Below are 23,024 nucleotides of genomic sequence, written 5' to 3' on the forward strand. Positions count from 1 at the left end.
AGCAAGGAGGTGCCGACGCGTGAGACTCACCCCCACGGAACGTGACCGGTTGCTGCTGTTCGGGGCCGCCGAGCTCGCTCGTGCGCGGCGGGCCCGGGGTCTGAGGCTGAACGTGCCGGAGGCCACCGCGCTGATCGCCGACACCGTCTGCGAGGCCGCCCGGGACGGGAAGCGGCTCGCCGAGGCCATCGAGGCGGCGCGGTCCGTACTCGGTCCGGACGATGTGCTGCCGGGCGTCGCGGACATCGTCACCGAGGTGCACGTCGAGGCGGTCTTCGACGACGGGTCGCGGCTCGCGGTGGTCTCCGACCCCATCGGACAAGGGCTTGGGGAACGGGCCCCCGGAGCCCTGCTCCCCGGGCCCGTGCACGCCGAGCCGGAGGCGGTCGTGCGGATGCCCGTGACCAACACCGCCACGGTCCCGGTCTCCGTCACCTCCCACTTCCACTTCTTCGAGGCCAACCCGCGGCTCGACTTCGCCCGTGCCGACGCCTACGGCATGCGGCTCGCCGTGCCCGCCGGGTCGTCCGTCCGGTTCGGGCCGGGGGAGACCGTCGAGATCGGGCTCGTGCCGATCGGCGGCGGCCGGGTCGCGATCGGTTTCGCGGGTCTCGTCGACGGCCCGCTGGACGCGCCCGGAGCGAAGGAAGAGGCCCTGCGACGGGCCGCCGCCTGCGGATATCTGGGAGCCGGCCGATGAACCCCTACGCCTACGCGGCCACCCACGGCCCCCGGGCCGGCGACCGTGTCCGTCTCGGCGACTCGGGTCTGGTGGTCCGCGTCGAGTCCGACGTGCAGAAGTACGGCGACGAGTTCCTCGCCGGCTTCGGCAAGACCGCCCGCGACGGGCTGCACCTCAAGGCCACGGCCGTACGCGACACCTGTGACGTCGTCATCAGCAACGTGCTGGTGATCGACGCGGCGCAGGGGATCCGGAAGGTCTCCATAGGCATCCGGGAGGGCCGGATCCACGCGATCGGGCGGGCCGGGAATCCCGACACCCTCGACGGAGTCGACGTCGTGGTCGGCACGGGTACCTCGATCGTCTCCGGCGAGGGGCTGATCGCCACCGCCGGGGCCATCGACACGCACGTCCACCTGCTGTCGCCGCGCATCATGGAGGCCTCGCTGGCCTCCGGCGTGACCACGATCATCGGGCAGGAGTTCGGCCCGGTGTGGGGCGTCGGCGTCAACTCGCCGTGGGCGCTGCGGCACGCGTTCAACGCCTTCGACGCCTGGCCGGTCAACATCGGCTTCCTCGGCCGGGGCTCGTCGTCCGATCCCGCGCCCCTGACCGAGGCGCTGGCCGAGGGCGGCGCCTGCGGTTTCAAGGTCCACGAGGACATGGGCGCCCACACCCGCGCCCTGGACACCGCGCTGCGCGTGGCCGAGGAACACGACGTCCAGGTCGCCCTGCACAGCGACGGCCTCAACGAATGCCTGTCCGTAGAGGACACGCTCAAGGTCCTCGAGGGGCGGACCATCCACGCCTTCCACATAGAGGGCTGCGGCGGCGGTCATGTGCCCAACGTCCTGAAGATGGCTGGCGTCGCGAACGTCATCGGCTCCTCGACCAACCCGACGCTGCCCTTCGGGCGGGACGCCGTCGCCGAGCACTACGGCATGATCGTCTCCGTCCACGACCTCAAGACCGACCTGCCCGGCGACGCGGCCATGGCCCGCGACCGCATCCGTGCCGGAACCATGGGCGCGGAGGACGTGCTGCACGACCTGGGTGCGATCGGCATCACCTCGTCCGACGCGCAGGGCATGGGCCGCGCCGGCGAGACCGTGCGCCGCACCTTCGCCATGGCCGGGAAGATGAAGGCCGAGCTGGGTCCCCTGGAGGGCGACGGCCCGGACGACGACAACGCCCGCGTGCTGCGCTACATCGCGAAGCTGACGATCAACCCCGCGATCGCGCACGGCCTTTCGCACGAGGTGGGCTCGATCGAGGTGGGCAAGCTGGCCGACATCGTGCTGTGGCGACCGGAGTACTTCGGGGCCAAACCGCAGCTCGTGCTGAAGGCCGGCTTCCCGGCGTACGGAGTGGTCGGCGACCCCAACGCGGCCACCGACACCTGCGAACCCCTCGTGCTGGGACCCCAGTTCGGGGCGCACGGAGCGACCCCCGCCGACCTCTCCGTGGCCTTCGTCGCCCGGGCGGCCGCCGAGCAGGAGGGCGACCGGATGCCGACCCGAAGGCGGCGGGTCGCCGTCCGGGGCACCCGCGGGATCGGCCCCGCCGACCTGCGCCTCAACGCCCGTACCGGAACGGTCGATGTCGACCAGCGCTCCGGCCTGGTGACCCTCGACGGCGATCCCCTGCGCTCCGAGCCGGCCGAGTCCGTCTCCCTCAACCGCCTGTACTTCCTGTGAGGACGTCAGACATGACCACCCCCGCCTCCGACGGCTTCCGCATGCCCGCCGAGTGGACCCCGCACGAGCGCACCTGGATGGCGTGGCCGAGCCCCAACCCGACCTTCGACGACCCCGAGGACCTGGCGGCATCCGAGAGCGCCTGGGCGGCTGTGGCCCGCGTCGTACGCCGCTTCGAGCCGATCACCGTGGTCTGCGGTCCGGGCCGCTCGGCCCAGGCCCGTACCCTCCTCGGCCCGGGGATCGACACCGTCGAACGCGACCTCGACGACGCCTGGATGCGTGACATCGGCCCGACCTTCCTCACCGACGGGAAGGGCGGACTGGCAGCCGTGGACTGGACGTTCAACGGCTGGGGCGCCCAGAGCTGGGCCCGCTGGGAGCACGACGCCAAGATCGCCGCGTATGTGTCGGACCTCGCGGGCGCCCGGACGTACGCCTCGAAGCTGGTCAACGAGGGCGGCGCGATCCACGTCGACGGCGAGGGGACGGTCCTGCTCACCGAGACGGTCCAGCTCGGCCCCGAACGCAACCCGCACTGGACGAAGGAGCAGGTGGAGGCGGAGATCCACGCCCATCTCGGCACCCGCAAGGCGATCTGGCTGCCGCGCGGCCTGACCGCCGACTACCCTCCGCACGGCTTCGGCACCCTCGGCCATGTCGACATCGTCGCCGCGTTCGCCCGCCCCGGAGTGGTCGTCGCCCACCACCAGCCGGACCCGGCGCACCCCGACCACGAGGTGACGAAAGAGGTGATCGGGATCCTGAGGTCCGCCACCGACGCCCGGGGCCGCCGTCTGGAGGTCGTCGAGGTCCCCGCCCCCACCGTCCTGGAGGCCGACGGTCACTGGAGCGACTACTCCTACATCAACCACTACCTCTGCAACGGCGGAGTGGTGCTGTGCGGCTTCGACGACCCTCGGGACGAGATCGCCGCCGGGATCTTCCGCCGGCTGTTCCCCGAGCGGACGGTGACGCTCGTCGACGCCCGGACGATCTTCGCGGCCGGGGGCGGCATCCACTGCATCACCCAGCAGCAGCCGAAGACGGCCCTCGGGTAGAACGTTCCGGTGAATGTGATGCTCCGCGCCACCCGCGGAAGACAGCTGACCGCGCCGGTTCGCCGGCCCGACGAGATGCCGGGACGCCCCGAACGGCCGGGGACCGACGACCTCGACGTCTCCCGCCTCGGCGGCTGCCGCGCCGCCGGCCCCGATCATGGAGTCACCGGCGTCTGTTCCTGCGGGGCAGAGGCCGCCGTCGTGGCCTCCGGCTGCTCGGGCGGGCACGAGACCCGGCTCGTCCCGGACGCCGTCCGCGTGCACGCGGTGCAGGACGTGGAGGCGACCGGATGACCCGCAGCCGGCAGTCCGCCCCGCCCCGCGAGGACGTCCTCGCCGCCGCCATGGAGATGATCGCCGAGCGCGGTCTGGAGAAGCTCACCATGGCCGCGCTCGGGCGCGAGGTCGGGATGAGCAGCGGCCATCTGCTCTACTACTTCCGCTCCAAGGACGAACTGCTGCTGCAGGCCCTCGAGTGGAGCGAGGGCCGGCTCGGCGCCGAGCGCGGAAGGCTGCTCAGCCGTGGGGTGACGGCCCGTGAGCGCCTCGACGCCTACGTCGACCTCTACGTCCCGGACGGCCACCGGGACCCGCACTGGACCCTCTGGTTGGAGGTGTGGAACCGCTCGCAGAACGCCGACGACGACGCTCGCGACCGGCAGGCCGCCATCGAGCGCGCCTGGCACCGCGACCTGGTCGCCCTGATCGCGGAGGGCGTCTCGCGCGGCGAGTTCCGGCCCGTCGACGCCGACCGCTTCGCCGCCCGGCTGCGCGCCCTTCTCGACGGCTTCTCCATCCACGTGGCGATCGGCCTGCGCGGCACCGACCGGGAGCAGATCCTCGGCCATGTACGGGAGTTCCTGGACGAGTCCCTGGGGCGGCCGGGAAATCCGGACACCTGAGACGAGTCCCTGGGGCGGCCGAAAATCCGGACACCTGATCGGCCGCCGGAGGACGGCACCCCCCGGTGGCGTGAACACGATGGACAACACCCGAGGCGCTCTTGTCGCATTCGCGAACGACGGGCACGTTACGGGCCATGGGACGAGAGCACTGGAAGAGGATCTGGATCGGCTCGGCCGGCAACATGGTGGAGTGGTACGACTGGTTCGTCTACGCGAGCTTCGCCACCTACTTCGCCGGGGCCTTCTTCCCGGACGGGAACCCCACGGCCCAGCTGATGAACACGGCGGGCATCTTCGCGGTCGGTTTCTTCATGCGCCCGGTCGGCGGCTGGCTGCTCGGCCGGGTCGGTGACCGCAGAGGACGCAAGGCCGCCCTGACCCTGACGGTCACGCTGATGTCCGCCTCGGCGATCCTCATCGCCGTCGCGCCGACCTACGCCGTCGCGGGGTACGGCGGCGCGCTCGTGCTGCTCGTCGCCCGCCTGCTGCAGGGCCTGTCGGTGGGCGGCGAGTACGCGGCCAGCGCCACCTACCTCACCGAGGCGTCCGACCCGGCGCGGCGCGGGTTCGCCTCCAGCTTCCAGTACGTGTCGATGACCGCGGGCCAGATCGTCGGTCTCGGCCTCCAGATCGTCCTCCAGCGCACGATGTCCGACGACGCACTGCACAGCTACGGCTGGCGCATCCCGTTCGTGGTGGGTGCGCTGGGCGCGGCGGTCGTCTTCTATCTGCGCCGGAACATGCTGGAGACCGAGGTCTACGAGGCCGACGAGACCGGCGGCGCGGAGCGCGGCTCGCTGCGCGCGCTGTGGCGGCACCGGCGCGAGGCCCTGCTGGTGATCGCTCTGACCATGGGCGGCACGGTCGCGTACTACACGTACACCACTTATCTGACCAAGTACCTGTCCAACTCCGCGGGTCTGTCCAAGGAGACGGCGACTCTCGTCTCCTTCACCGCGCTGATCGTCTTCGCCTGCCTCCAGCCACCGGCCGGCCGACTCGCCGACCGGATCGGCCGCCGTCCGCTACTGATCACCTTCGCGGTCGGCTCCACCTTCCTGACGGTCCCGATCATGACGCTGCTGAAGCATGCGAGCAGCTTCTGGCCGGCGCTGGGTCTGTCCCTGCTCGCTCTGGTCGTGGTCACCGGCTACACCTCGATCAACGCCTGTGTGAAGGCGGAACTGTTCCCCACGGGCGTCCGGGCCCTGGGCGTCGCCCTGCCGTACGCCCTCGCCAACGCGTTCTTCGGAGGGACGGCGGAATACGTGGCGCTGTGGTTCAAGGACGCGGGCGCGGAGTCCGGCTTCTCCTGGTACGTGGCGGGCTGTGCGGCGGTGTCCCTTGTGGTCCACGTCACCATGAGGGAGACGCGGGACCTGGATCTGACCCGGGTGAGCACCTCCGAGCCGTCCACGTTGACGACCGCATCCTGAGACGGCGGTGAGCGCGAGGGCGGATTGTGCCAGACTGCCCCCGTGCTCTCGTTCGCCATGATTATTGGCAGCAGGCGCGCCGGTCCGCAGTGACCGCTACGTACGACAGGTACGGGCGGCCACCGTCGTCCTCGACCCGCGCGCAGACCTCTCGCACCCGCGAGAGGTTTTTCGTTTTCCTGGCCCACCTTCAGCCGGGAGGCACGCGCGAGGGACCATGGGGGGACGGTGGAACCGGTCATTCCGGTAGACCGAGATCAAATCAGGAGCCTTGAGACCATGACGGAAACCAGCGAGCTCGACGACTCGTTCCACGTCTTCGACACGACGCTGCGCGACGGTGCGCAGCGCGAGGGCATCAACCTCACCGTCGCGGACAAGCTGGCCATCGCACGGCACCTGGACGACTTCGGCGTGGGCTTCATCGAGGGCGGCTGGCCCGGTGCCAACCCGCGGGACACGGAGTTCTTCGCGCGGGCCCAGGAGGAGATCGACTTCCGGCACGCCCAGCTCGTCGCCTTCGGCGCGACGCGCCGGGCCGGCGGCAAGGCGGCACAGGACCCGCAGGTCAAGGCGCTGCTGGGCTCGGGTGCGCAGGTGATCACCCTGGTCGCGAAGTCCCATGACCGCCATGTCGAACTGGCCCTGCGCACGACGCTCGACGAGAACCTGGAGATGATCCGCGACACGGTGTCCCATCTGCGGGCCGAGGGCCGCCGGGTCTTCGTCGACTGCGAGCACTTCTTCGACGGCTACCGGGCCAACCCGGAGTACGCGAAGTCGGTGGTCCGCGCGGCGTCGGAGGCGGGCGCGGACGTGGTGATCCTCTGTGACACCAACGGCGGGATGCTGCCGGCCCAGGTCCAGGCGGTGGTGTCGACGGTCCTCGCGGACACGGGCGCCCGGCTCGGCATCCACGCGCAGGACGACACGGGGTGCGCCGTCGCGAACACCCTGGCGGCGGTGGACGCGGGCGCCACGCATGTGCAGTGCACGGCCAACGGCTACGGCGAGCGGGTGGGCAACGCGAACCTCTTCCCGGTGGTGGCGGCCCTGGAACTGAAGTACGGCAAGAAGGTGCTGCCCGGGGGCAGGCTGCGCGAGATGACGCGCATCTCGCACGCGATCGCCGAGGTGGTCAACCTCACGCCGTCCACGCACCAGCCCTATGTGGGTGTCTCCGCCTTCGCCCACAAGGCCGGACTGCACGCGTCCGCGATCAAGGTGGACCCCGACCTGTACCAGCACATCGACCCCGAGCTCGTGGGCAACACCATGCGGATGCTGGTCTCCGACATGGCGGGCCGCGCGTCGGTGGAGCTCAAGGGCAAGGAACTGGGGGTCGACCTGGGCGGCGACCGGGAGCTGGTCGGCCGGGTCGTGGAGCGGGTGAAGGAGCGGGAGCTCAAGGGCTACTCGTACGAGGCGGCGGACGCCTCGTTCGAGCTGCTGCTGCGCGAGGAGGTGGAGGGCGCGCCCCTGCGCTACTTCCGCACCGAGTCCTGGCGGGCCATCGTCGAGGACCGCCCCGACGGCACCCACGCCAACGAGGGCACGGTCAAGCTCTGGGCGAAGGGCGAGCGCATCGTCGCGACGGCGGAGGGCAACGGCCCGGTCAACGCACTCGACCGCGCCCTGCGGGTCGCCCTGGAGAAGATCTACCCCCAGCTCGCCGCGTTCGAGCTGGTCGACTACAAGGTCCGCATCCTGGAGGGCAAGCACGGCACGCAGTCCACGACCCGTGTGCTGATCTCCACCTCGGACGGCAAGGGCGAGTGGTCCACGGTCGGCGTCGCGGACAACGTGATCGCGGCCTCCTGGCAGGCTCTGGAGGACGCCTACACCTACGGCCTGCTGCGGGCCGGTGTGGAGCCGGCGGAGTAGCGGCCCGACGGGCCTCAGCAGGAGTCCGCGGCGAGCTTCTCGAACTCGCCGCGACTCATGACACGGTCGTCGGCCCGGGCCTGGCAGGCCCGCGACCGGTCGAGACCGGCCCGAGAAGGTGACGGCGCCGGACCGCCCGTCGTATGCGCGCCGCCCCCGTCCACGAGGGGCGGCGCGCACCGTCACCCCTCGGCTACTGCAGTCGCCACTTCTGGTTGGCCGCACCCGTGCACGACCAGATCTGCGCCCGGGCCCCGTTCGCCGACGAGTTGTCCGTCACGTCGAGGCACTTGTTCGCCGCCGAATTGACCACATCACCCGTCGACGAGTTGTACGACCACCGCTGGGCTCCGGTGCCATTGCAGTCGTACAACTGCACCTTGGCCCCGTTGGCCGTCGAACCGCCGGACACATCAAGGCACTTCCCGAGCGCCTGGATCGATCCGTCGGCCTTCACCGTCCACTGCTGGGCGCCCGTCCCGTTGCAGTCGTACAGCTGAACGCCCGTGCCATTGGCGCTCGACGCCCCCGCCACGTCCAGGCACTTGCCGGCCAGGCCCACGAACGCCCCCGACTGCTCGCCGCTGCCCGACTGCGTCCCCGACCAGGTGAACGTCGCCGACGTCTTGCCCGGCAGGGAGTACGTCGCGTGCTGCCCACCCCAGTTGATCGTCACCGTCTTCGCCGAGGCGGCGTCGTTGTACGCGATCAGCGCCTTGGAACCGTCGGGGTTGCGCCAGGCCACGTTCGGCACCGCCGAGCTCGCCGTCGAGGCGATGCGCTGCGCGCCCGGCCGTACGAACTTCGTCAGGTGGCCCATCGTGTAGTACTCGACCGTGTAGTCGACCGTCCCGCTCGCGCCGTCCCCGTTGTGGACCGTGATCAGGCCGGTGCAGGTGCCGCAACCGCCGTTGTGCGGGCCCATGTTCTGGTCCACCGCGAGCGACCACTTCGTCACGGACTTCGCCCAGTTGCGCGTGTAGTCGACGATGTTGAGCATGTCCTCGCGCTGCTGGTTGGCGATCCAGGTGCCGCCCGAGTGCTCCGTGCCGAACGCGTCCAGCTGCGGGTACTGGTTGTGGACGGTCGTCTGCTTCGTGACGTCACCGCCGTACCCGTGCCAGGCGATGCCGCCGAAGTTCGGGTGCGAGCGGACCGCCGCGTCGTCCACCGTCTGCGCGGCGTACGAGTCGTACACGTCCCAGTTCCAGTCGTGCGCGAGCACCTTCGTGGACAAGCCCGCCGCCTGCAGCTTGGGCAGCAGTTCGCTCTTCGTGAAGTACGCGAGCCCGGACGCGTTCCAGCTCATCGACGGATAGCCCGAGCAGCACGTCGGCTCGTTCTGGGCCGTGACGTAGGAGACGGGAACGCCCTGGTCGCGGTAGGCCTGGAGGTACTTCACGAAGTACGAGGCGTAGGCCCCGTAGTCCTCCGCCTTCAGCCAGCCCCCGTTGAGCTGCCCGCTGTCCTTCATCCAGGCGGGCGCCGTCCACGGCGTGGCCATGACCGTCAGCGAGGGGTTGAGCTGGAGCGCCTGCTTCGTCAGCGGAACCACGTCCGCCAGGTCGTGCGCGATCGAGAACTTGGTGAGGTTCGGGTCCGTCTGCCCGGCCGGCACGTCGTCGTAGGTGTAGCCGAAGCGCGCCAGGTCGGAGGCGCCCATCGGATTGCGCAGGAAGGACAGCCCGATGCCGTCCGTCGGCGAGAAGAGCTTCCGCATCGTGGCGTCCCGCGTCGCCTGCGAGAGCGCCCCGCTGCTGTTCATGAGCCAGGCGGCGGTGTCCGTGAAGGACGCCCCGCCGCCGGTGAACGTCTGGTAGCGGGTGTTCTCGTCGACCGTGATGTTCTCGCCGCCGCCCCCGGCACCCGCCTGGAAGGCGAACGGGGTCTGCGCCTGGAGCCCGCGCACCACATGGCGTCCGCCGGAGTCGTCGGTCGTGGTCAGCCAGGCCGTGATCTGTTCCCCGGCGGCATGCGCGGGGGCGGTGCCCGCCGCGGACAGGCCCGCGGTGGTGAGGAGTCCGGCGAGGAGCAGATGAACCGCGCGCAGCGGTGGTCTCATGGTGCGCCGCCCTTTCGGTGTGGGGGACTGGGGGCGTGCGAGGCGTGAGTAAATGACGGCGCCGCGGCCGCGTCAAGAGGGTGCGCGTTCAGTTTCCGAAGGAACAACGTCCCTGATCCGGCCGGGACTCAGGTCTGTACCTGTTCTGACGTGAAGTCTTGACGGTTTCCCGGTGCGCCAGTTAACTCACGCCCTGATCTAAGTCGTAAGCTCACGCCTGCGGACTACCAGAGCCAAGGGGAAGGTCCATGCGAAGAACCGCCCTGATCGCCTCCGCCACCCTGCTCACCGCCCTGTTCCCGCTCACCACCGCCGGGCCTGCGTCCGGCGCCGACGACCCGGCCCCCGTTCCCGTCGACCGCTTCGAGGGCGAGGTGCCCTTCGCGAGCCAGCCCGCCGACGGCATCTTCACCTGGGGCAGCGACGCCGACGACCCGCCGGCGCTGCAGTTCGCCGGTCGTACGGACGCCCCCGAGGGCGCCAAGGTCCTCGCCGGCACCTACGACATCAGCGGCTACGGCGGCTTCACCCACGACTTCGCGGCCGATCAACCGGCCCACGACTGGTCCGCCCACAAGGGCATACGCTTCTGGTGGGACGGCCAGAACAACGGCAAGAAGATCGCCTTCGAGATCAAGGACGGCGGTGCGAACGGCGAGGCCTCGGAGCTGTGGACCACCTCGTTCAACGATGACTTCACCGGCTGGAAACAGATCGAGATCCCCTTCACCGCCTTCACTTATCGCACGGACTACCAGCCTGTCGGCGGCATCGACCACGTCCTCGGGCTCACCCAGATGTGGGGCTACGCCCTCACGCTCCCGGTAGGCGTCAAGGGGCAGTTCGCCATGGACGACGTCGAGCTGTACGGCAAGGCCGACCAGTCCCTGCGGGCCTCCGTCACCACGGACTCCGCCGTCTACCCGGTCAGGGCGGGCGGCACGGCGCGGGTGACGGTCTCCGTCGGCACCACCGGTACCGCACCCCTAGACGAGCCCGTCACCGTCGCGTACGAGACGGCCGGCGGGTCCGCCGCGCCGGGCACCGACTACACCCCCGTCGCGGGCACCGTGACCTTCCCGGCCGGGACGGTCTCCGGGACCTCGCGCACCATCGAGGTCGCCACCCGCAAGGACAAGAGCGCCGCGGCCGCCAAGACGATCCCGCTCAAGCTCACCGTCACGGGTGCCAAGGCCCCCACCGAGACCCCCCAGGTCGTCATCGACGCCCACGGCCTGCCGTACCTGGACAGCAAACTGCCGGTGCGCAAGCGGGTCGCGGACCTGGTCTCGCGTATGTCCCTGGAGGAGAAGGCCGGCCAGATGACCCAGGCCGAGCGCGCCGGCCTCACCTCACAGGGCGACATCGCCGCGTACGCCCTGGGCTCGCTGCTGTCCGGCGGCGGCTCGACCCCGACGCCCAACACCCCCGAGGCGTGGGCGAAGATGATCGACTCCTTCCAGCTGAGGGCGCAGGCGACCCGGTTCCAGATCCCGCTGATCTACGGGGTCGACGCGGTCCACGGCCACAACAACCTGGCCGGCGCCACGATCATGCCGCACAACATCGGCATCGGAGCCACGAGGGACCCGAAACTGGCCGAGAAGGCCGGTGCGGTGACGGCCAGTGAGGTACGTGCCACCGGTATCCCCTGGGACTTCGCGCCCTGCCTGTGCGTCACGCGCGACGAGCGCTGGGGCCGCTCCTACGAGTCCTTCGGCGAGGACCCGGCCCTCGTCGAGTCCATGGAGACGGTCATCCAGGGCCTCCAGGGGCGCGCCGACGGCAAGGACCTGAGCCGCGACGACAAGGTCCTGGCCACCGCCAAGCACTTCGTCGGCGACGGCGGCACCGAGTACGGCTCCTCGACGACGGGGTCGTACAAGATCGACCAGGGTGTCACGAAGGTCACCCGCCGGCAGCTGGAGGACATCCACCTGGCGCCCTACCAGACGGCGGTCGACCGCGGCATCGGCTCGGTCATGCCGTCGTACTCCTCGCTGGACATCCTCGGCGACGGCCAGGGCCCGGTGAAGATGCACGCCCGCGGCGACATGATCAACGGCGTGCTCAAGGACCGGATGGGCTTCGACGGCTTCGTCATCAGCGACTGGAACGCCATCGACCAGCTCCCCGGCGACTACGGGTCCCACGTCCGCACCGCGGTCAACGCGGGCGTCGACATGATGATGGTGCCGTACACGTACAAGGACTTCCGTACGGCGCTGATCAGCGAGGTGCAGGCGGGCCGCGTCAGTGAGAAGCGGATCGACGACGCCGTCTCGCGCATCCTGACGCAGAAGTTCAAGCTGGGCCTGTTCGAGCACCCGTACGCCGACACGAGCGGCGCCGCTCGGATCGGTTCCGCCGAGCACCGGGCCGTGGCCCGGCAGGCGGCCGCCGAGTCGCAGGTGCTGCTCAAGAACGCGAACGGCGTGCTGCCGCTGAAGCAGAGCCAGAAAGTGTACGTCGCCGGCTCCAACGCCGACGACCTCGGCAACCAGACCGGCGGCTGGACCATCACCTGGCAGGGCGCCTCCGGCAACCACACCCAGGGCACGACCATCCTGCAGGCGATGCGCAAGGCCGGGGGAGACGTCACCTACTCCAAGGACGCCTCGGCACCGCTGAACGGCTACGACGTCGGCGTGGTCGTCGTCGGTGAGACCCCGTACGCCGAGGGCGTCGGCGACGTCGGCAACGGACACTCCCTGCAGTTGTCCGCCGCCGACAAGGCCGCCGTGGACAAGGTGTGCGGCGCCATGAAGTGCGCGGTGCTGATCGTCTCCGGACGGCCGCAGCTGATCGGCGACCAGCTGGGCAAGATCGACGCCCTGGTGGCCTCCTGGCTGCCGGGCACCGAGGGCGACGGCGTCGCCGACGTGCTCTACGGCAAGCGCCCGTTCACCGGCCGGCTCCCGGTCACCTGGCCGAAGTCCGAGGCACAGCTGCCGATCAACGTCGGCGACTCCTCGTACGACCCGCAGTTCCCCTACGGCTGGGGACTGACCACGCTCACCAAGGCCCCGGCGGGCGGTACGGCGACCCTGAAGGCGCTGGAACACGCCGCCGCCGTGGCCGAGAAGGCGGGGTCCGCGCGGGCGGGTCAGGAGATCGTGGCCAAGGCACGGCAGCTCGTCCAGCAGAAGGTGGGATCCGGGATCACGGCGGCCGTCTCCGGGCCGTTCGCGGACGCGGACCATCTGCTGCTGACGGGCAAGTACGGGGCCGCGGTCGCGAGGCTGACGGAGGCATACCGGGCGGCGTGACGGCCTGGTGGCTCCCCCGGCGGGCGGCACAGCGTGCATGTGCCGCCCGCCGGGCATACCGGTCTCCGGGGCCGACGGCGCCGGCCTCCCCGCCTCGGGCCGCCGGTTCGCCCCGCACGTGCCGCACCGGGGCACACCCCCGGGCCCGGCGTCCGGTTCCGGGTGCCGTCGGGTAGCGTCGAAGTATGAAGACCGCGCTGGTCCGAGGACTCGCCGTCCCCCTGGTCGCCCTGGTCATGGCCGCTCTGACGGTCCTGTCCACCGGAGCCGCCCATGCGTACGCGGCCACCGACATCTCGGCCATCGCAGCCTCGCTGCGCCACGGCCCGGTGTATGTCGATCCGGCAGCCTCCGGGCAGCTGTCCACCGCCGACGCCGACGCGCTCGCGAAGAAGATCGAGGATGCCGGCAAGCCCGTCTTCGTCGTGGTCCTGCCGGCCGGCTACCCCACCCAGAACCTCTTCTCCGATCTGCGCACGGCCACCGGCATCACCGGTGTGTACGCGATCCGGCTCGGCGACCGCTTCGACGCCCGGGCCGACTCCTCGGTGCTGCCCCGCACCGCCGTGCAGAACCTGGTCACCAGCGTCCAGGGCGAGAGTGCCAAAGCCCAGCTGACCGACTTCACCGACCGGGCCCTGGTCAGCGTCCGGGGCCACGCACCCTCGTCCTGGGGCACCTCGAGCGGCCGGAGCGGGGTCTCGTCCACCGCGCTGATCACCGTCGGCGCGGTGCTGGTGGCCGGTGGCGTGGGCGCCTACGCGCTCGTACGGCGCAGCCGGCGCCGCCGGGAGGAGGAGCAGCGGGCCGCGCTGGAGAAACTGCGGGTCGTGGTCGACGAGGACATCACCGCCTTCGGTGAGGAACTGGACCGTCTCGACTTCCACCCGGCACAGCCTGGCGCGGACGACGCGATGCGCGCCGACTACGAGCGGGCGCTGGACGCCTACGAGCAGGCGAAGTCGTTCATGGCCGCGGCCCAGCGCCCGGAGGACGTCAAGCCGGTGACCGAGGCCCTGGCGGACGGCCGCTTCTCGCTGGCGCTGCTCGCCGCCCGGCGGACCGGCCGTCCCCTGCCCGAGCGCAGGCCGCCGTGCTTCTTCGACCCGCGCCACGGCCCGTCCGTCGCCGACGCGACCTGGACACCCGCCGGCGGCGCACCCCGCGAGGTTCCGGTCTGCGCCGCGGACCAGGCCCGGCTGGCCGACGGCCGCGACCCTGCGGTCCGCGAGGTGGACACCGAGTACGGCCGCCGTCCGTACTGGGACGCGGGCCCCGCCTACGGCCCCTGGGCGGGCGGCTACTTCGGCGGCGGCATCCTGCCGGGGCTGCTGGTGGGCACCCTGCTCGGCAACATGATGGCCACCCCCTCGTACGCGGCCGACTACGGCGCCGGATACGGCGACTTCGGTGGCTACGACGGCGGTTACGAGGGCGGCGACATGTCGGGCGCGAACTTCGACCCCGGCGACTTCGGCGGCGGCGGGGGAGGGGACTTCGGCGGGGGCGGGGGCGGGGGCGACTTCGGCGGAGGCTTCTGAACCGGCCGGCCTACCCGTCCCCTCCGGGCCGGACCGCAAGCCGCCGCACATACGACGCGCCCGCCTTCCACAGACGGGGAGTGGAAGGCGGGCGCGTTCGTGTGCGCCTGGGTGGGCGCTCGATGGACCTGTGGGTCAGGCCTGCTTGATCGCCGAGAGGTCGAAGACCAGCTTGATCTTGTCGGAGATCAGCACACCGCCCGTCTCCAGGGCTGCGTTCCAGGTCAGGCCCCACTCCGAGCGCAGGATCTCCGCCTTGCCCTCGAAGCCGACGCGCTCGTTGCCGAACGGGTCCTTGGCGGCGCCGTTGAACTCGAGGTCGATGGTGATCTGCTTGGTGGTGCCGAGGATGCTGAGGTCGCCGGTGATCCGGTAGTCGTCGCCACCCAGCGCTTCCGCCTTGGTGGAGCGGAACGTCATCTGCGGGTGGTCCTCGATCTTGAAGAAGTCCGCGCTCTTCAGGTGGTTGTCGCGGTCGGCGGAGCCCGTCTCGATGCTGTCCATCTTGACGTCGATCGAGGCGGTGGACTTCGACGGGTCCGAGCCGTCCAGGTGCAGCGTGCCCTCGAAGTCCTGGAAGCCGCCCTTGACGTTCGTGACCATGGCGTGGCGGGCCACGAAGCCGATCGTCGAGTGGGACGGGTCCAGGGTGTAGGCGCCGGTCAGCGCGGCGAGGTCGGTGTTGCTCTCGGCGGGGGTGTCGGTGCTCTTACGGCCGAAAATGCCCATGACGTGTTTGCTCCTTTGGGGGACGGTTCGCGGCCTTGGAGAGGCCGCGAAGCCAAAGCTGTTTAACGTTCAACGATGCGAACAGACTCGACCGTAGACTTATTCCGTTCAATTTTCAACGTCATCGGTACGTGTCGCCGACGACGTTGCGCCGTCCCCGATGACGTCGCGTCGTCGGGGGTGGCGGAGTGGCGCACTCCCGGCGGGCGGGTACGGTGGACCGGCCGACGGTCGTGTGCGGCCGCTCCCGCGGTCGGGACGGGTGGTCCCAGGGCGGCCGTTCGGGGTCCCGTGTCACTCCGAGGATGGCATGCGGGAGCCCCCGATGTGAGGTTCCTCTCGGTCGAGCCTGTTGTGCGACCTCTACAACGCCCACGCCCTCTGAGCAGTCGGATGGGCTGCATCCGATGGGGATTCTGTTCAGTGCTACCAGGAAAACGGGCCGGAGACTGTACAGAGTGGACGGCTCGCTTTGCTTGGTGGACTTCATAAGGTCGCTACATGACCGTTTTGGAAGAGGCTGTAGGTTCCGGGAGCGAGCCCACGGATGCGCGCGGCCGGGTCGCCGAGCTGCACGACATCCGTGCGCAGGCCGTGGCCGGGCCCAGCGAGAAGGCGACCGAGGCGCAGCACGCCAAGGGCAAGCTGACCGCCCGGGAGCGGATCGAACTGCTCCTGGACGCAGGGTCCTTCCAGGAGGTCGAGCAGCTGCGCCGGCACCGGGCGTCCGGGTTCGGCCTGGAGGCCAAGAAGCCGTACACCGACGGTGTGATCACCGGTTGGGGCACGGTGGAGGGCCGGACGGTGTTCGTCTACGCCCATGACTTCCGCATCTTCGGCGGCGCGCTGGGCGAGGCCCACGCCACGAAGATCCACAAAATCATGGACATGGCCATCGCGGCCGGCGCCCCGCTGGTGTCGCTGAACGACGGCGCGGGCGCCCGTATCCAGGAGGGTGTCAGCGCGCTCGCGGGCTACGGCGGCATCTTCCAGCGCAACACCAAGGCGTCCGGCGTCATCCCGCAGATCTCCGTGATGCTGGGCCCGTGCGCGGGCGGCGCGGCCTACAGCCCCGCCCTGACGGACTTCGTCTTCATGGTCCGCGAGACCTCGCAGATGTTCATCACGGGCCCGGACGTGGTCAAGGCCGTGACCGGCGAGGAGATCTCCCAGAACGGCCTGGGCGGCGCCGACGTGCACGCCGAGACCTCCGGTGTGTGCCACTTCGCCTACGACGACGAGGAGACGTGCATCGCCGAGGTGCGCTACCTCCTGTCGCTGCTGCCGCAGAACAACCGGGAGAACCCGCCGCGGGTGGAGTCCACCGACGCGGTGGAGCGCCGCAGCGACGTCCTGCTCGACCTGGTGCCCGCGGACGGGAACCGGCCGTACGACATGGCGAAGGTCATCGAGGAGATCGTCGACGACGGCGAGTACCTGGAGGTCCACGAGCGGTGGGCGCGCAACATCATCTGCGCGCTGGCCCGGCTGGACGGCCAGGTGGTGGGCATCATCGCCAACCAGCCGCAGACCCTCGCCGGGGTCCTGGACATCGAGGCGTCGGAGAAGGCCGCGCGCTTTGTCCAGATGTGTGACGCCTTCAACATCCCGCTGGTGACCCTGCTGGACGTTCCGGGATTCCTGCCCGGTGTCGACCAGGAGCACGGCGGGATCATCCGCCATGGCGCGAAGCTGCTGTACGCCTACTGCAACGCGACCGTGCCCCGGATCTCGCTGATCCTGCGCAAGGCCTACGGAGGCGCCTACATCGTGATGGACAGCCAGTCCATCGGGGCGGACCTCACCTACGCCTGGCCGACGAACGAGATCGCCGTGATGGGCGCGGAGGGCGCGGCCAACGTGATCTTCCGCCGCCAGATCGCGGGCGCCGAGGACCCGGAGGCCATGCGGGCGCGGATGGTCAAGGAGTACAAGTCCGAGCTGATGCACCCGTACTACGCGGCCGAGCGCGGGCTGGTGGACGACGTCATCGACCCCGCGGAGACGCGCGAGGTCCTCATCAAGTCGCTGGCGATGCTGCAGTCCAAGCACGCGGACCTGCCCTCCCGCAAGCACGGCAACCCCCCGCAGTAACCGAGCGGACCCTCCGCGGCAACCTCGCGGACCTCTCTCTCACGGAGACTGACATCCATGAACACCCCTGACATCCGCGTCGAGAAGGGCTATGCCGAGCCCGAGGAAGTGGCCGCCATCACGGCCATCCTGCTGGCCCGTGCAGCCGCCCAGCCGTCCACGACGATCCCGGCCCACCGCGGCCGCGCGAAGGCCGGCTGGCGCCGCCTGGAGCGCGAGCCCGGCTTCCGGGCGCCGCACAGCTGGCACGGCTAGGCCTTCCCCTCAGCAGTCCGAGAAGGGCCCCTCCGCCACGGAGGGGCCCTTCTCGGTGCACGGCGCACACGGAGGTGCACAGGAAAAAGAAATCCCCGCGCCCCATGAAAGGGGGCGCGGGGATTTAACGCGATCAGCCACGGACAGTCCGCAGGCGTCCTGCGATCCGCCGGGCCGGCCCGGCGGATGCGATCTGCGCCTAGCGCAACCGAGCCATCAGCGCGTGCTCCACGAGCGTGATCAGGGCACTCTTGGCATCCGCGCGATGGCGGGCGTCCGTCGTGATGATCGGGGCGTCCGGGCCGATCTGCAGTGCCTCGCGGACTTCCTCGGGCGCATAGGGCTGATGTCCGTCGAAGCCGTTGAGGGCGACGACGAAGGGCAGGCCCGAGTTCTCGAAGTAGTCGACGGCGGGGAAGCAGTCGGCGAGGCGGCGGGTGTCGACCAGGACGACGGCGCCGATGGCGCCGCGGACCAGGTCGTCCCACATGAACCAGAAGCGGTCCTGGCCGGGTGTACCGAAGAGGTACAGGATCAGGTCCTGGTCCAGGGTGATGCGGCCGAAGTCCATGGCCACCGTGGTGGTGGTCTTGTCCCCGGTGTGGGTGAGGTCGTCGATGCCCGCCGAAGCGGACGTCATGACGGCCTCGGTGCGCAGCGGGTTGATCTCCGAGACGGCGCCGACGAACGTGGTCTTGCCCACGCCGAAGCCGCCCGCCACCACGATCTTCGCGGACGTGGTGGAGCGGGAAGGACCGCCGCTAGAGCTTGCGAAGTCCACTGAGCACCCTTTCGAGCAGTGTCACGTCTGGCTGGCCGCCGGCGTTCTCGTCGCCGCCGGGCTGATGAATGGCGACCAGTCCCGCCTCCGCCAAGTCGGCGACGAGAATTCTGGCCACGCCGAGAGGAATCGTCAGGAGCGCCGACACCTCGGCCACCGACTTGATCTCCCGGCACAGGTTGCAGATCCGCTGATGCTCGGGCAGCTGGCCCTGCATCTGGTGCGGAGATGCGGTGGTGTGCACCAGCGCCTCGATGGCGAGCTGGTAGCGCGGCCTGGTACGACCGCCCGTCATGGCGTACGGGCGCACCAGAGGGTTGTTCGACGACCCGGCGGGCGCGGGCTCCGGCGAGCGGCGCTGCGGCTGCACGGGCTGGATGCGCGGTGCCGGCGGCTGGTCGTACGGCGACGGCCCGGGACCCTGTGGGCCCTGGGGCGCGTACGGCTGACGCCGCTGGCTCGGCGCGGAGGGGAAGTTGTACCGATTGTGCTCACCCTGGCCCGGACCCTGACCAGGGCCGTAGGACCAATTGCCCGAGGACGAACCGCCTGGGGGTGTTGCCACTTTCTCTCCTCCTCCGACTGCGCTGTGCACCCATCCTGTGGAAGCCGCGTCCCGAAACCTTACGGCCACGGGACGCGAATACGCACCGTCCGTCTGTTAGTTGAGAAGGCTTCCCTGAAGCTCCGCACGAAGGTCCGGAGTGAGAACCGTGCCGGCACGGTCCACCAGAAGCGCCATCTCGTACCCAATGAGGCCGATGTCCGCCTCCGGGTGTGCAAGAACCGCGAGCGACGAACCGTCGGAGACGGACATGATGAAGAGGAATCCCCGCTCCATCTCCACAACTGTCTGGTTCACACTGCCGCCCTCGAAGATGCGGGAGGCGCCCGCGGTCAGCGAGGTCAGACCGGAAGCGACGGCCGCCAACTGGTCGGCGCGGTCGCGCGGAAAGCCTTCGGACATCGCCAGAAGGAGTCCGTCGGCGGAGACCACCACGGTGTGGGACACCCCAGGGGTGTTGTCCACGAAGTTGGTGATCAACCAGTTCAGGTTCTGTGCCGCCTGGCTCATCGGGCTCACACTAACGCTCCTGGTTGTAGGTGCTGTCAGGACCGAAGCCCTGGCCGTTCGTTTCACTGCCTGCGTTGCGTCCCCGCTGGACGCCTCGACGCAGGTTGCTCAGCCTGCCCCGCACGTCCTCGGGGGCACGGGAGACCTGTGGGCCTCCCTGCGGGGTCGTCTCCGCGGCGCCCTCGATCAGGTTCGCCTTGGGCACCCGTCGGGGCAGACCGGAAGAGGTGACCCCGCCCGCCTTGGGTTTCCGGAGCTGCGTCGCCTGCTGCCACCGCTCGTCGTTCGCGGAGCGCCAGTCGTCGCCCGGCTCCATTGCCGACGGCTCCTGCGTCACGGGCTGCTGTCGGCCGACGGCGCCGTTCGGGGTGGAGCCACGACGGGGCAGTCCGGCGTCGGTGAGCTCGTGAGCGGCGGAGGAGGCCGGTCCGGGACGGTCGAAGCCTACGCGGTCCCGCTCACTCACGTCAGCGGCCTGCATGGATTCCGTTTCCGGAGCGTAATCAGCGCGGTAGGCGCTCTGGTACCCGTCCTGCTTCGGCCAGTCGTCCCGGTAGCGCGACTCGTCGAAGGCCGAGAACGTCTCCGAAGCGGTGCCCTGGGTCGCCGAGCGGTTGTCCTGCACCGGCTCCGCATAGGCGGGCTCCGGGTAGCCGCCGGTGGACGGGAAGCCGTCACCCTGCGGCAGGCCGCCGGCTGGCGGGTAGTACGTCTCGTCGTACGCAGGCTGCTGCGGATCGCCGTACGCCGTCTGCTGGTCGTAGCCCGGCTGCTGCTCGTCGTACGGGTGCTGTCCGTTGTCGTACGCGCCCTGCTGTGGCTGGAAACCGTCCTGGTAGGTCTCGGCGGGCTCCTGCGCCTCCTCGGGGCGGCCGTGGCCCTGCGCCTGAGCTTCCAGGGCCGCACGGCGCTCCTCGCGCATCAGCGAGCGGCCGACGGGGTCCAGGTCCCTGATGTCGTCGGGGACCTCGGTGTAGCGGCTGTCGTCGAAGCCGAGATCCGCGGCGGTCAGCATCGGCTGTGCGGACCCGAAGTCCTCGCCCCGGAACTGCTGCTCCGGGATGATCTGCGAGACGGTGAACTCGTCGCGGCCCATCGGCTGCTCGCCACCGCCACCGTGGGTGATGGCGTCCGGGAGCATGACCAGCGAGGTGGTGCCGGCCTGCTCGCCGGAGGGGCGCAGCTGGACCCGGATGCCGTGCCGGTCGGACAGCCGGCCGACCACGAAGAGGCCCATGCGCTGGGAGATCGCGGCGTCCACGGTCGGCGGGTTGGCCAGCTTGTGGTTGATGTCCGCGAAGTCCTCGGCCGTCAGGCCGATGCCCTTGTCGTGGATCTCGACCATGATCCGGCCGTCCGGCAGCCGTGTGGCGGTGACCCGGACCTTGGTCTGCGGGGAGGAGAACGTCGTGGCGTTCTCCAGCAGCTCGGCGAGCAGATGCACGAGGTCGGTCACGGCGCGGCCGTGGATCTCGGCCTCCGGGACGCCGGAGAGCTCGATGCGCTCGTACTGCTCCACCTCGGAGGAGGCGGCGCGCAGCACGTCGACCAGCGGGACCGGCTGGTCCCAGCGTCGGCCGGGCTCCTCGCCCGCGAGGACGAGGAGGTTCTCGCCGTTGCGGCGCATACGGGTCGCGAGGTGGTCCAGGCGGAAGAGGTTCTCCAGCTGGTCCGGTTCGGCCTCGTTGTTCTCCAGGTCGGTGATCAGGGTCAGCTGGCCCTCGATCAGCGACTGGTTGCGGCGCGAGAGGTTGGTGAAGATCGCGTTGATGTTGCCCCGCAGCAGGGCCTGCTCGGCGGCGAGCCGGACGGCCTCGCGGTGGACCTGGTCGAAGGCGCGGGCGACCTCGCCGATCTCGTCCGTGGAGGTGATCGGGATGGGTGCCACACGGGTGTCCACGCGACCGGGGTCCGTGCGCGAGAGCTGGTCGACCAGCATCGGCAGACGCTGCTCGGCGACACCGAAGGCGGCGTTGCGCAGCTGGCGCATGGAGCGGCTCATCTGGCGGGCCATGAGGCTGGCGATGATGAACGCGGCGAGCAGGGCGACGATGACGATGGCACCGGTGATGAACGCGGACTGCTTGGCGTCGTCGGCGATGTTCGAGGCGTCCGCCACGGCCTTGTCGGCGAGGTCCGATTCGATCTGACGGTAGGCGTTGTACTTGAGGGTGTTCACCGCCAACCAGTTCTCGGGGGTGACGCCCTGCTTGGCGAGCGCTGCGACGGCCGTCTGGTTCGGGGCCGACAGGGTGGCGAGCGCGGAGACCATGTTCGTTGCGGGGTCGGACGTGGGTTTGGACGGCGGTGGCACGTACGTCTGGCCCTTGGCCTGCGCGTCCGCGGCCGCCTTCTGGGCCAGAGCCTTGCCGTCCGCCTCCACCTTCGTCTTGGCCTCGTCCAGCTTCCTGGCGTCCGCCGCGGTGCCACCGCCGAGGTACTCCTCGACAGCGATGCCCTCGAGGTAGGCGTACGAGGAGAGGGCGACGCGCTGCTTGGCGAAGCTTTCGGCGTCGGGGCCGGGCTGGATCAGCAGGTGCAGACCGATCGAGCGCTCCAGCGAGAGCGCGGCCTTGGTGAGCGAGATGGCGTAGACGCTGCGGCCGTAGCTGGTGATGTTGCCGGTGCCGAGACCGAGCTCGTTGGCGAACTCCATCAGCGGGTGCGCGACCCCGACGTAGTCCTCTTCGGTCTGAACGCCCTTGAGCTTGGTGTACGCGCCATCGCGCAGGTCCGGCAGCTTCTTCTCGGCCGTACGGAAGATGCCGAGCCGGCGCTCCAGGCCGGATTTGTGTGGCATGTTCAGGGCGGCCCGGTCGAAGGCGTCGGCAGCCTTGTCGGTGGCGAGCCTGACCTGGACGACGGTCGGGTCCTTCGCGCCCTTGCCTGTCAGCAGGGGTGCCGCGGACGCGTCGCGCTCCTGGTAGAGCGCGTCGGCGTAGCTCAGTGACGCCTGCACCAGCCGGGCGGTGTTCTCGGCGTCCTTGGCCTGGTTCCAGGTGTCGATCGAGCTCTTCACCTGGAAGCCGCCCATGACCAGGCCGACCAGCACGGGTATGAGAAGGATCGCGTTCAGCCTGGTCGGCACACGCCAGTTGCGCGGCGAGATACGACTGCCGCTGGGCGGGAGAGCCGACGGCTCCGGGCCGGACGCTTGTGCGGGTGCCGCTCCGCGCGGCGGCGGGGTGAAGTTGCCCCGTGCCGACGGCTCGGGACCGTTCTTGCTTCGCCTCACTCGACCAACAACCTCTCGGCGACGGCACCTTCGTCGTGCCGCGGTGTCTCCAAGCCCTGTCTCCGACCTGTACGTCTTTGACCAATGGGCAGTTCAGGCATTCCAGCACGTCGGCCTGTGCGATTCCAAACACTCGGAAGCGAGCATTCCACCTACTGAAAGCCCCCGATAAAACGGTCATAAAGAGCGAGCCCCGCCAAAAGGCGGGGCTTTTGTGAGCGCAGTGACACCGGCCGAACGCGACGCGTGGCGATACCAGCGGATATCTCTGTCGAAACGTTATGAACACAGAGGCCGACCGTGTCAAACGCCACAGCC

Annotated in this window: 17 protein-coding genes; 11 read left to right on the forward strand and 6 right to left on the reverse strand. The window is 70.0% G+C overall.

Going from position 1 to position 23,024, the window contains the following annotated elements; translation table 11 throughout:
* Positions 1 to 19 precede the first annotated feature (19 nt).
* The 7 genes from ureA (at position 20) to cimA (ending at position 7,665) form a co-directional block, all read left to right on the forward strand.
* Positions 20 to 700, forward strand: a complete 681-nt coding sequence (gene ureA / locus ABZ904_RS12110) for an urease subunit gamma (RefSeq protein WP_359394935.1) — start codon at positions 20 to 22, stop codon at positions 698 to 700.
* Complete coding sequence (locus tag ABZ904_RS12115) at positions 697 to 2,379, forward strand: urease subunit alpha (protein ID WP_359394932.1); 1,683 nt, start codon at positions 697 to 699, stop codon at positions 2,377 to 2,379. Before ureA ends, ABZ904_RS12115 begins: the two co-directional genes overlap by 4 nt.
* Positions 2,380 to 2,390: 11 nt before the next feature.
* On the forward strand, positions 2,391 to 3,440 hold the full coding sequence (locus ABZ904_RS12120; RefSeq protein WP_360997757.1) for an agmatine deiminase family protein: 1,050 nt from the start codon (positions 2,391 to 2,393) through the stop codon (positions 3,438 to 3,440).
* A gap of 9 nt (positions 3,441 to 3,449) precedes the next feature.
* Positions 3,450 to 3,734, forward strand: coding sequence for a hypothetical protein (locus tag ABZ904_RS12125; protein ID WP_359394927.1), 285 nt, complete (start codon positions 3,450 to 3,452; stop codon positions 3,732 to 3,734).
* The gene (locus tag ABZ904_RS12130) at positions 3,731 to 4,342 is read left to right on the forward strand and encodes a TetR/AcrR family transcriptional regulator (protein WP_360997755.1); all 612 of its coding nucleotides are present in this window, start codon (positions 3,731 to 3,733) and stop codon (positions 4,340 to 4,342) included. Before ABZ904_RS12125 ends, ABZ904_RS12130 begins: the two co-directional genes overlap by 4 nt.
* Positions 4,343 to 4,479: 137 nt before the next feature.
* Positions 4,480 to 5,781: an MFS transporter gene (locus tag ABZ904_RS12135; RefSeq protein ID WP_360997753.1), complete on the forward strand. Its 1,302-nt coding sequence runs from the start codon at positions 4,480 to 4,482 to the stop codon at positions 5,779 to 5,781.
* A gap of 279 nt (positions 5,782 to 6,060) precedes the next feature.
* Entirely contained in the window at positions 6,061 to 7,665 is a 1,605-nt protein-coding gene (gene cimA, locus ABZ904_RS12140) for a citramalate synthase (RefSeq protein WP_359394918.1), read from the forward strand.
* Positions 7,666 to 7,858: 193 nt separating this feature from the next.
* On the opposite strand, the gene ABZ904_RS12145 is transcribed toward cimA, so the two are convergent.
* On the reverse strand, positions 7,859 to 9,727 hold the full coding sequence (locus tag ABZ904_RS12145; RefSeq protein ID WP_360997750.1) for a ricin-type beta-trefoil lectin domain protein: 1,869 nt from the start codon (positions 9,725 to 9,727) through the stop codon (positions 7,859 to 7,861).
* Positions 9,728 to 9,975: 248 nt separating this feature from the next.
* Here ABZ904_RS12145 and ABZ904_RS12150 point away from each other — a divergent pair, with 248 nt between their 5' ends.
* Positions 9,976 to 12,996: a glycoside hydrolase family 3 N-terminal domain-containing protein gene (locus ABZ904_RS12150; protein WP_359394913.1), complete on the forward strand. Its 3,021-nt coding sequence runs from the start codon at positions 9,976 to 9,978 to the stop codon at positions 12,994 to 12,996.
* A 185-nt stretch (positions 12,997 to 13,181) separates the two neighbouring features.
* A complete protein-coding gene (locus ABZ904_RS12155; protein ID WP_359394911.1) occupies positions 13,182 to 14,537 on the forward strand; it encodes a hypothetical protein in 1,356 nt (451 codons plus the stop codon).
* 135 nt (positions 14,538 to 14,672) lie between these two features.
* Here the strand turns inward: ABZ904_RS12155 and ABZ904_RS12160 are convergent, their stop codons facing one another.
* Positions 14,673 to 15,266 carry a YceI family protein gene (locus tag ABZ904_RS12160; protein WP_359394909.1) on the reverse strand — a complete coding sequence of 198 codons (594 nt, stop codon included), beginning with the start codon at positions 15,264 to 15,266 and terminating at the stop codon, positions 14,673 to 14,675.
* Between the two features lie 501 nt (positions 15,267 to 15,767).
* On the opposite strand from ABZ904_RS12160, the gene ABZ904_RS12165 reads away from it, so the two are divergent.
* Both ABZ904_RS12165 and ABZ904_RS12170 read left to right on the forward strand, forming a co-directional pair.
* A complete protein-coding gene (locus ABZ904_RS12165) occupies positions 15,768 to 17,360 on the forward strand; it encodes an acyl-CoA carboxylase subunit beta (RefSeq protein WP_359394906.1) in 1,593 nt (530 codons plus the stop codon).
* Between the two features lie 57 nt (positions 17,361 to 17,417).
* Positions 17,418 to 17,615: an acyl-CoA carboxylase subunit epsilon gene (locus ABZ904_RS12170; RefSeq protein ID WP_359394904.1), complete on the forward strand. Its 198-nt coding sequence runs from the start codon at positions 17,418 to 17,420 to the stop codon at positions 17,613 to 17,615.
* Positions 17,616 to 17,814: 199 nt separating this feature from the next.
* On the opposite strand, the gene ABZ904_RS12175 is transcribed toward ABZ904_RS12170, so the two are convergent.
* The 4 genes from ABZ904_RS12175 to ABZ904_RS12190 form a co-directional block, all read right to left on the reverse strand.
* Positions 17,815 to 18,396 (reverse strand): ATP/GTP-binding protein, encoded by a 582-nt coding sequence (locus ABZ904_RS12175; RefSeq protein WP_361822801.1) that lies wholly within the window; start codon positions 18,394 to 18,396, stop codon positions 17,815 to 17,817.
* Complete coding sequence (locus ABZ904_RS12180) at positions 18,377 to 18,961, reverse strand: DUF742 domain-containing protein (protein ID WP_359411812.1); 585 nt, start codon at positions 18,959 to 18,961, stop codon at positions 18,377 to 18,379. Before ABZ904_RS12180 ends, ABZ904_RS12175 begins: the two co-directional genes overlap by 20 nt.
* 96 nt (positions 18,962 to 19,057) lie before the next feature.
* Positions 19,058 to 19,471: a roadblock/LC7 domain-containing protein gene (locus tag ABZ904_RS12185; RefSeq protein WP_005479603.1), complete on the reverse strand. Its 414-nt coding sequence runs from the start codon at positions 19,469 to 19,471 to the stop codon at positions 19,058 to 19,060.
* Positions 19,472 to 19,481: 10 nt separating this feature from the next.
* Complete coding sequence (locus tag ABZ904_RS12190; protein ID WP_360998365.1) at positions 19,482 to 22,706, reverse strand: nitrate- and nitrite sensing domain-containing protein; 3,225 nt, start codon at positions 22,704 to 22,706, stop codon at positions 19,482 to 19,484.
* Between the last annotated feature and the right edge of the window lie 318 nt (positions 22,707 to 23,024).

This window comes from Streptomyces sp. NPDC046900, from assembly GCF_040644975.1.
In the GTDB taxonomy this organism is placed as follows: Bacteria; Actinomycetota; Actinomycetes; order Streptomycetales; family Streptomycetaceae; genus Streptomyces.